This is a genomic window from Anaerococcus obesiensis ph10 (assembly GCF_000311745.1).
Classification (GTDB): domain Bacteria; phylum Bacillota; class Clostridia; order Tissierellales; family Peptoniphilaceae; genus Anaerococcus; species Anaerococcus vaginalis.
Genome location: NZ_HE978531.1, coordinates 966,061 through 973,336 on the forward strand (window position 1 = coordinate 966,061; position 7,276 = coordinate 973,336).

A 7,276-nucleotide genomic window follows, 5' to 3' on the forward strand; every position below is an offset into this window, starting at 1 on the left:
CCTTAATCTTCTAGCTCTTCTATATCTTCATTAGTAGAATCAGTTACTTCTACTTTTTCCTCTTCTTTTGCTGAAAGATTTGCTCCACTGAGTTTTTTTGATTGGCTTCTAATTTTTGATGCATCAATCTTTTCAACTTCTGAGAACTTATCTTGTTCATCTATATTTTCTTTAATTTCAATTACATTTCCATCTTCATCTAAAAGCTCAACATCTAAGGCTAGAGATTGTAATTCTTTTACCAATACCTTGAAAGATTCAGGTGTGCCTGGTTCTGGAACATTTTCTCCCTTAACAATTGCTTCGTAAGTTTTAACTCTTCCAGTAACATCATCTGATTTTACAGTCAACATTTCTTGAAGAGTATGACTTGCTCCGTATGCCTCAAGAGCCCAAACTTCCATTTCTCCAAATCTTTGTCCCCCAAATTGTGCCTTACCACCTAGAGGTTGTTGAGTTACAAGTGAGTAAGGTCCAATACTTCTAGCATGGATTTTTTCTTCAACCATGTGATGAAGTTTTAGCATATACATAACTCCAACTGTAACTGGATTATCAAATTCTTCTCCAGTTCTACCATCACGAAGTCTGATTTTTCCAGTTTTATTTACATAAGGAGCTGTCTTTTGAGCTTCTTCTAAGGCTTCTTCTATTTCTGTATCCAAAGCACCATCAAATACTGGTGTAGCAATCTTCCATCCCATAGTTCTTGCAGCAAGTCCCATGTGAACTTCCAAAACTTGTCCGATATTCATACGTGAAGGAATACCTAATGGATTCAAACAAATTTGAATTGGAGTTCCGTCTGGTAGGAAAGGCATATCTTCTCTTGGCATAATTCTTGAAACAACACCCTTGTTACCGTGTCTACCACACATTTTATCTCCAACCATAATTTTTCTTTTGGTTGCAACAAAAACTCTAATAACTTTGTTTACACCTGGAGATAATTCATCTCCATCTTTTTTGTTATATTCTTTTACATCAACAACAATACCACTTTCTCCATGTGGAACTGTAAGTGATGTGTCACGAACTTCACGAGCTTTTTCTCCAAAGATTGCTCTTAGTAATCTTTCTTCTGGAGATAGTTCAGTTTCTCCTTTTGGTGAAACTTTTCCTACCAAAATATCGCCGCTTTTAACTTCAGCACCAATTCTAATAACACCATTTTCATCAAGATTTTTCTTCATGTCATCGCCAACATTTGGAATATCTTTTGTTATTTCTTCAGCACCAAGTTTTGTCTCACGAGCTTCGCATTCATGCTCTTCTATGTGAACTGATGTAAGAACATCATCCATTACTAATTGTTCATTTAAAAGCATAGCATCTTCGTAGTTATATCCTTCCCATGTTGTAAAGGCAATAAGGATATTTTTACCAAGGGCAAGCTCTCCTTGTTCTGTTGAAGGACCATCTGCAATTATTTCGTTTGCATCAACATGTTCTCCAAGTTTTACAATTGGTCTTTGGTTAATTGTTGTCCCTTGGTTTGCACGTCTAAATTTAAGAAGTCTATAATAATCAATTTCTCCATCTGAATCTCTTTTGATTCTGATTTTTTCATCTCCAACATATACAACTTCTCCAGCGTTTTTGCTTACTACACAAACACCAGAATCTTTTGCAGCCCTATGTTCAATTCCTGTAGCAACTATTGGAGCTTGGGATTTTAAAAGAGGAACTGCTTGTCTTTGCATGTTGGCACCCATCAAGGCACGAGTTGAATCGTCATTTTCCAAGAAAGGAATTAAACTTGCTCCAACTGATACGATTTGTTGAGGAGAAACGTCCATATATTCAACTTTTTCTCTTGGATAAATATCATTTTCTCCATTTATACCACGTCCTGATACACGATCATTTATAAATCTATTATTTTCATCAAGTGGCTCGTTAGCTTGGGCAATTATGAAATTATCTTCAACATCTGCAGTTAAATAATCTATTTCATCTGTTACGTGTCCATCTTTGCCAACTTTTCTGTAAGGTGTTTCAATAAATCCATATTTATTAATTCTTGCATAAGTTGTAAGAGATGTAATTAGACCGATGTTTGGACCTTCTGGAGTTTCTATTGGACAAATTCTTCCGTAGTGGGAATCGTGAACGTCCCTTACTTCTACTCCTGCCCTATCTCTTGAAAGTCCACCTGGTCCTAAAGCTGATAATCTCCTTTTGTGAGTTAGCTCACTCATTGGATTTGTTTGATCCATAAATTGTGAAAGCTGACTTGAGCCGAAAAATTCTTTTATTACAGCTGTTACTGGTTTTATATTTATAAGTCCTTGAGGAGTTGCAAGGTCAGGATCTTGAGTTGTCATTCTTTCTCTTACAACTCTTTCCATTCTTGCAAGACCAATTCTAAATTGGTTTTGTAATAATTCTCCAACGCCTCTAACTCTTCTATTTCCTAAGTGGTCAATATCATCAACATCGCCTATTCCTTCAAAAAGGTTAAATTGATAATTTACTGCAGCAAGAATATCAGATTTTACTATATTTTTTGGACAAAGTTCTTTTTTTCTTCTTTCAATTTCATTTATAATTGATTCTTTATCTTCATTTTCGTCAAGTATTTCTCTCATTACTGGATAATATACTTTTTCTGATAATTCAAGATCTTCAAGATCAAATCCCTCTAATTCTTCAAAAGAATCAAGATAAACAAAGTGGTTTCCACAAATTCTTAATTCTTTGTCCTCACCGTTTTCTTGTTTTACAATTATGTCTACAACATTAATTCCGCTATTTTCTATATTAAGAGCAGTTTGTCTATCTATCATTTCTCCAGCTTTTACAAAAAGCTCGCCTGTTTCATCACTTACTACATCTTTTGCAGAAATTTGATCTATAAGCCTATCATGTAAAGCTAGTTTCTTGTTGTATTTGTATCTTCCTACTTTAGCAAGGTCATATCTTCTATCATCGAATAAAAGATTATTTATTAAATTTTGTGCAGATTCTAGACTGGCAGGGTCTCCTGGTTTTAATTTTTTGTAAATTTCTATTAAAGCTTCTTCGCTTGTTTCTGAATTTTCTTTTTCAAGAGTGTTTCTTAAATGTTCAGTATCTCCTAAAGCTTCAATTATTTCTTCATCATTTTCAAAAAGTAAAGCTCTTACAAGAGTTGTAGCTGGAAGTTTTCTTGTACGATCAAGTCTTACATTTACTGTATGAGATGCGTCAGTATCAAATTCAATCCATGCTCCTCTGTTAGGTATAACTGTTGAAGAATACATTTTATTTCCTGATTTATCAAGCTCTGATGCATAATAAACTCCAGGACTTCTTACAAGCTGACTTACAATAACTCTTTCAGCACCATTTATTACAAAAGTTGCTGAGTCTGTCATCATTGGGAAATCTCCCATAAATACTTCTTGCTCTTTTACTTCTTCAGTTTCCTTATTAATAAGCCTAGCCTTAACTTTAAGGTCTCTAGAATATGTTGTATCTTTGTATTTTGCTTCTTCTATTGTATATTTTGTTTCATCATCAAAATCATATCCAACAAATTCAAGTATTAAATTGCCATTATAATCTTCGATTGGGGAAATATCTTCCAAGATTTCTCCCAAGCCTTCTTCGACAAACCACCTATAAGAATCCTTTTGAACTTTTAATAGGTTTGGCAAATCAAGAACTTGAGGAAATTTAGAAAAGCTAACACGTTCAGTTTTACCAAATAACTCTTTATGATATTGCACTATAAATTACTCCTTTATCTTGCTTTTAGCCTAAAACTTTGCTTATGACCTTTTATGTAATTTCTAGGCTTAAAATAGAAAACTAAGCCTTTTTTACATAAATAAAAAATCTCGCTAAATTAGAATTCTAGCAATTGTTTATTATATCACTACACGCTAGTAAATGTCAAATAATTTAGGAGATTTTTCAAATTATTTTTTAATCTCTATTTGATTTTCACTTACTATATATTTTTTTGTAAATTTGTCAAATAAATCAGTCTATATAATTTGTTTTTATCTTATGATTTTTTCCTTGTAATTTTTCTTCTGGATAACCAAGTATAAGACCATGAACTGGGTAGAAATTTTCTTCTAAATTTAATTTTTTGATAAATTTTGCGTTATTATCAAATCTTTCAAACATTCCTCTTATATAACAAGAGCCTATTTCAAGATCTGTTGCTTTTAGTGCCATATTTTCTATAATGCAAGCTGTATCTTCAAGTCTTGTTATGTGACCTTCTTTTGCTGAAATTATTATTAAATATGGAGCTGAATAAATCGGATTTGCTTTTGGATCATTTACAATTTCTCTAGCTTCTTCTAAAATTTCTTGAATTAAATCCTTATTGCTTATTACAGTTATTGCCATATTTTCGTATAAGCTGTTTCCAACTGGGGCTTTTACTCCTGCTTCTACAATTTTTTCTAGATTATTTTTTTCAATTTTTTTATCTATATATTTTCTTGTTGAAACTCTTGTATCTATTACCTTGTCAAAATCCATAAATATCTCCCTTCTTTTCTTTTATTATACTATAAAATTTTTTATCAAAAATCGTTTTTTATAGATAAGTAGATTTTGTATATTTGTGGTATAATTAATTTAAATAGGAGGATTTAATGAAAAAAATTAGTAAGTTTTTTTTAGGACTAGCATCAATTTATTATTTGTTTATTAGCTTGGCACTTTTTTTGGCAAGTTTGTTTTCTTTATTGGTAAATAGGAATTATGTTTTTGCCATTTTTGATTTGTTGGGCTTTTCAAATATTTCACTTGAAATAATTAAACCTATTTTGTTTGTGATGCTTTTTTTATTATTTATATTAATCTCAACCGTAGATAGAAAGATTTTTAAATCTATAAAGTTTGGGGAATATTTTTTATTTAATATTTTTACAGGATTTTTCTTTATTTTTATTTCTATTGTCGGCCAAGTATTTTTTAGGGATAAAATTTTTATTGTATCTTATCTTTTTAATATTTTCCTTATTATTGGCTCTATGATTGGACTTAAGGAAAAAAGCAAAGTTTATTATAATGATGAAGAAAATTCTAATGAAATAAATGTTGATGATAATAAAACTTTTGAAAAAACAAATGAAGATGAAAAAGAAATTGAAATTTCTGATGAAAATTTCAAAGAAAATAAGATAGAAGAAAATCCTCAAGTTTTTGTTAAAAAAGATGAGGGAAATACAAATCAAAAAGATATTGTAAGTAATAGAAAAGAAGATACAGAAAATAAGTAAGTTGTTTTGAATTTAATATAGGTATAGAAAAGAGAAAAAGTAAGGTTAGCCTTGCTTTTTTTTGAAATTATTATGAAAGGGTTTGTTATGAACGAAAAATATTTAAATCTTCTTAGAGAAAATTATCCAAGTAGAACTCATTTGGTTGATGAATTGATTGGTTTAAACGCAAAATTATATCTTCCAAAGGGAACTGAGTACTTTTTTTCTGATCTTCATGGAGAGGCTAAGGCTTTTATTCATCTTTTAAGGTCGGCTGCTGGAAATATTAGAGATAAGACTAAGCAATATTTTGGCGATACTTTAATAAAAAAAGACCAAGACGATTTGGCAAGTTTGATTTATAATCCGGAAAGAGAACTTGTAAGATTAAAGGAAGAAAATATTGTTGATGATGATTGGTACACAATTAATATTCACAGACTTGTAAATTTGTTTAGGTTTGTTTCTACAAAATATCCAAAAGATACAGTAAAAGAAAAATTTCCTACAAATTACAAGGAAATTATCGATGAACTTTTGTACACAAATGATTCTGAATTTAATAAAAAATTATATTATGAAAAGATAATTGAGAATATTATAAAATATAAGGCTGCTGATGATTTTATTATTGTTTTATCAAGCCTAATCCAAAGAATTTCTGTTGATAGCCTCCACATAGTTGGAGATATTTACGACAGGGGTCCTGAACCTCATATTATTATGGATGAATTAATTTCTTTTCCAAATGTTGATATTCAATGGGGAAACCACGACCTTGCTTGGATGGGGGCTGTTAGTGGAAATAAAGCTTTGATTGCAGCTTGCCTTTGCAATGCATTTTCCTACAATAATTTTGATTTTATTGAAGAAGGTTATGGAATAAATTTAAGACCACTTTATGAATTTTCGATGAAAACTTATAGGTATGATCCATGTGAGAGATTTATGCCGAAAATTTTTGAAGAAAATATTTATGACAAGGTAAATAAAGATGTGGCTGCAAAAATGTATAAGGCTATGAGTGTAATTAGGTTTAAACTTGATAGCTTGCTTCTTGAAAGAAATCCAGATTTTAATATGAATGATAGAAATTCATTAAAACATATTAATTTTGATGAAATGACCTATAAGGGAGCAAAACTCCTTGATACAAATTTCCCAACTATTGATCCAAAAAATCCAAGCAAATTAACCTATGAGGAAGAATTTATAATTGATATTCTCCAAAAAGAATTTTCAAAAAACCTTCTTTTAAATAAGCACATTAAATTTATGTACACAAATGGTTCAATGTACAAAAAATCCAACGGCTCACTTTTATTTCACGGCTGCATTCCAATGGATTCTGATGGAAATTTCCAAGAAGCAATTATAAATGGCAAATCCTATAAAGGAAAAGCCATGCTTGATATTTTTGATAAGCTTGCAAGAGATGCTTATTTTTCAAATGATTCAAAGAAAAAAGTATTTGCTCAAGATATTTGCTGGTACTTGGTTTGTGGCAAAAAATCTCCAATTTTTGGCAAAAGTCAATATTCATATTTTGAAAATTTATTGGTAGATGATAAAAATTTAAAATACGAAGAAATGAATGCCTATTATGATTTAAATAAAAAAGAAGAAATTTGCGATAAAATTTTAGACGAATTTGATTTAAAATGCGAAAGAAGAAGAATCATAAACGGTCATGTTCCAGTAAGAGTCAAAGAAGGCAAAAAACCAGTAAGAGCAAATGGAAAATTATATGTAATTGACGGCGGAATTTCTAAACCTTACCAAAAAAAGACAGGTATCGCTGGCTACACTTTGATGTATAATTCCCACCACGTAGCCCTTGCAGAACACGTTTCATATTCACACATTAGAGATAACATGGGAGCCTACACTCCAAAAATTTACGAAACAGAAAAACTTATTCCAAGAATGCTTATAAAAGATACAGACGATGGAGAAAAAATAAGAGCAAGGATAGAAGTTTTGAAAGAATTATTGGAAGTTATAGATAAGGGCAAAAATATTTCAAATAAATAATAAACAATAAAAAAATCTTCAAGTTTTACTTG

The 7,276-nt window shown here is 30.6% G+C and carries 4 protein-coding genes; 2 read left to right on the top strand and 2 right to left on the bottom strand.

The features are described 5' to 3' along the window. Positions 1–2 precede the first annotated feature (2 nt). Both rpoB and HGAG_RS04875 read right to left on the bottom strand, forming a co-directional pair. Positions 3–3,713, bottom strand: a complete 3,711-nt coding sequence (gene rpoB, locus HGAG_RS04870) for a DNA-directed RNA polymerase subunit beta (RefSeq protein WP_019118161.1) — start codon at positions 3,711–3,713, stop codon at positions 3–5. A 256-nt stretch (positions 3,714–3,969) separates the two neighbouring features. Continuing rightward, a complete protein-coding gene (locus tag HGAG_RS04875) occupies positions 3,970–4,482 on the bottom strand; it encodes a nitroreductase family protein (protein ID WP_019118162.1) in 513 nt (170 codons plus the stop codon). A 116-nt stretch (positions 4,483–4,598) separates the two neighbouring features. Here HGAG_RS04875 and HGAG_RS04880 point away from each other — a divergent pair, with 116 nt between their 5' ends. Beyond that, complete coding sequence (locus tag HGAG_RS04880; RefSeq protein ID WP_019118163.1) at positions 4,599–5,228, top strand: hypothetical protein; 630 nt, start codon at positions 4,599–4,601, stop codon at positions 5,226–5,228. An 87-nt stretch (positions 5,229–5,315) separates the two neighbouring features. After that, positions 5,316–7,244, top strand: coding sequence for a fructose-bisphosphatase class III (locus HGAG_RS04885; protein WP_019118164.1), 1,929 nt, complete (start codon positions 5,316–5,318; stop codon positions 7,242–7,244). Positions 7,245–7,276: the final 32 nt, after the last annotated feature.